This window comes from Streptomyces torulosus (genome assembly GCF_001419765.1).
In the GTDB taxonomy this organism is placed as follows: Bacteria; Actinomycetota; Actinomycetes; order Streptomycetales; family Streptomycetaceae; genus Streptomyces; species Streptomyces torulosus.
This window is the reverse complement of the sequence record NZ_LIRK01000782.1, coordinates 1-3,075: the sequence shown is the minus strand read 5'-3', so window position 1 is coordinate 3,075 and position 3,075 is coordinate 1. Positions and strand designations below refer to the sequence as shown.

The following is a 3,075-nucleotide window of genomic DNA, read 5'->3' as shown; positions in this document are numbered from 1 at the left end:
CGCCACGCCCGCCACGCCCGCAACACCGAGACTGCCCGTCCCCAGCCGGGGCTCAGTCCAGCGGCCGGGGACGTGCGCCTCGGCGGGGGCGCCGAACGGCAGGGGCGCGCCGGTCTCGTCGAGGACGACCTTCCGTACCGGGGCGTGGGAGACGACCTCCAGGTAGATGCCGCGGAACGCGGTGACGTTCTGCTCGACCGTGAAGAGTTCGAGGGCGCGTGCGCGGGCGGCCGCGCCGAGGCGCGCACGGCGCTCGGGTGCACGCAGGAGCGCCACGCACGCCTCCGCGAGCGCCTTCGGATTGCGGGGCGGGACGACGAGCCCCGTCCCGCCGATGACCTCGACGACCGCGCCGGCATCCGTGGACACCGTGGGCCGTCCGCAGAACATGGCCTCGACGAGGCTGATGGGGAACCCCTCGACGACACTCGACAGGACGACGACGGCGCCGGACGCGTACGCCTCCGCGAGGTCGGGGACGGCGGGGTCGCCGATCTCCTCGAAGGAGACGGGGTTGTCACCGACGGCGTGCACTCCGTCGGCCTCGTCGGGGAAGAGTTGGGCGGCCAGGGCCCTGCAGTGGCCGAGATAGGCGGCCCCCTCGTCGCCCGCGGCCGCTCCGACGATTCTGAGCCGGGCCTTCGGCTCCGCTCTGCGGATCTCGGCGAAGGCGTGCAGCAGGGAGATCAGGTCCTTGGCCGGCTCGACGCGGCCGACCCAGACCAGGGTGTGGGGGTCCGCGCTCTCCGGCGCCTCCCCCACCTCGGCGAAGCGGGACGCCTCCATGCCGGGATAGACCGTGCGGATCTTCGCCCGGTCGGCGCCGCAGCGTTCCTGCCAGCGTCGGGCGTGGGTGTTTCCGGGGGTGAGGCAGGCGGCGCGCCGGTAGACCTCGGCGGTCAGTTGCCGGTGGAAGGCCGCGAGCAGGGCGCGCACCGGCGCGTCACCGGAGGCCCCGAGGTAGTGCGCGCGCAGCGGCACGCCGTACTCGGTGACCAGGAGCGGCACCTCGTGGAAGTGGGCGGCCAGCAGACCGGGCAGCGCGGCCGAGCCGCCGGCCGCGGCGTGGCACAGGTCGACCGAGCCGAGCCCGTCGTCCTCGTACCAGTCGAGCGAGAGGGGGCGCAGGGCGTGTTCGAGGTGGGCGGCGACGGTCAGCAGATCCGGTACGCGGGCCTCGCGCGCCGCTCCGAGTGCGCCCGGCGCACGACAGGCGCGTTCGAGTGTGTGGACGGCGACTTCCGAGCGCAGGGCGCCCACCAGTCCACCCTCGTCGCGGGCCAGCTCGGCAAGTCCGTACAGCGCGTTGCCGAAACGGTCCGCCTCAAGACTGGAGCCGCCCTCAGGTGCTTCTCTCGCTCCGAGGGCTTTTCTCGTTCCGAGGGCTTCTCTCGTTCCGAGGGCTTCTCTCATTTCGACGGCTTCTCGCGTCTCGGGCGTCCCGGCGGAGCAGATCACCGACGCCAGTTCGCCGTACACCTCCGCGAAGCGCCGTCGCGCCCGGCGGCCGTGGACCACGCCGTCATCGTCGGCCGTCCACAGCGGCGCCGTCCGGACGCGGCTGACCTGTGGCGGAAGCGGGACCCAGCCCTCGTCCTCCTGTTGCTCGCTACGGCTGAGCGCGTAGACGTCGAACTCGTGTCGCTCCAGCCCACGCACGAGTCGGTCGCACCAGAGCCTGGCGTCACCGCTCACATACGGATAGCCACCCTCCGTAAGCAGTCCGATGCGCACGTGCGCACCCCCGATCTCCCGTTTGGGGAGCCGCCGTTCACCCGCGGCTCGCAGCGGGACGAACGTATGCGGACATGGCGGTGGCGCGACGGACGGTTGTCCGTCGCGCCACCAAAAGGGGTGAACGGTCGTAACTTTCCCCAGCGGGACGCGTTCCGTCGCGCTAGGGGATCAATCGACTACGCCGCGTCAGAAACTCAATCTCCGGGGAAGGCCCACGGGTTGGCCTTGCAGGTGATCCCGTCGTAGGAGAGGAACTTGCTCTGCTGCTGCATGACGGGCGCGAGGTCTCCGTCCTTGTCGCAGGTCACGTGGCTGTAGCCGAGACGGTGCCCGATCTCGTGGTTGATCAGCATCTGCCGGTACGCGTGGATGCGGTCGCCGTAGGTCTTCGAACCCTGGGCCCAGCGATAGGCGTTGATCATCACGCGCTCGGTGGCGGCGGAGTCGCACGACACGTTGTCCACCGTCGTGTCGAGCCCCGACTTGGCACACCACACGGCGGTGGTGCCCGGACTGGCCAGCGTGATCACGAAGTCGGGCTTCCCGGAGGAGATCCGTTCGAAGGTGCGGCCGCCGTTGTGCGCCCAACTCCGGTCGTCGTTCAGGGTTTTCTGGACGGCCTGGGCGAACAGTTCCGCGTCGAGGCCGAGCCCTTCCTCGACATCGACCCGGTAGCGGTACTTCCGTCCCGTCCCCGGCGCCTTGTCGAAGCCTCTGACGGTCTGGAACCTGCCGTTGCCCTCCAGGTCCGCGGCGAGTGCGTACTTCTGGCCCATCTTCTCGTCGTACGAGAGCGGGGCCACGCTCACCCTCGGCGGACTGGACGGCGTGGGCCGGTCGTCGCTGCGTGAGGCGCCCCGTACGTCACGGTCGGCGGCGTCGGCGGCCTGCACCCGGGCGGTGGCGTCCTCCTGGCCGCCGGTGACCTGCCCGCCGACGATGACCGCGAGCACGGTGGTGACGGCGGCGGCCGCGATCCCGGCGAACGCCCGCCCCTTGCCGCTCTTCCCGGTGTCCTTGCCTTCGCCGGGCTCACCGGTCGGCGGCTGCTCTTCGTCGAAGGCGTCCAGGTATGCCTGCCTAGGCCCGCCGGGCGGCGGTGGCACGGCCTCCTGCCGCTGCCGGGGGATGGGAATGCGCCGACCCTGCCCCTGCCCGGGCGCGCCGGAGGAGGGGTCGCCGGACTCGCCCTGCTGCGCGCCGTGGGAAGGGCCGCCGGGCGCGCCGTACGGGGCCCCCGAAGGAGCCCCGTACGCGCCCTGTCCGCTGCCTGGGCGTGGTCGTGTCTCACCGCCCAACCGGCCCCAGCCGCCGCCCGCTTCCCGCTGCTCGGGATGC

At 72.0% G+C, this 3,075-nt stretch carries 2 protein-coding genes; both read right to left on the bottom strand.

From position 1 onward, the window contains the following. On the bottom strand, positions 1 to 1,734 hold a 1,734-nt coding region (locus AOK23_RS39805), incomplete at its 3' end, for a DUF3492 domain-containing protein (protein ID WP_055717306.1). A gap of 197 nt (positions 1,735 to 1,931) precedes the next feature. Next, positions 1,932 to 3,075: DUF3152 domain-containing protein (locus AOK23_RS39800; RefSeq protein WP_240496776.1), on the bottom strand; the 1,144-nt coding region annotated here is incomplete at its 5' end.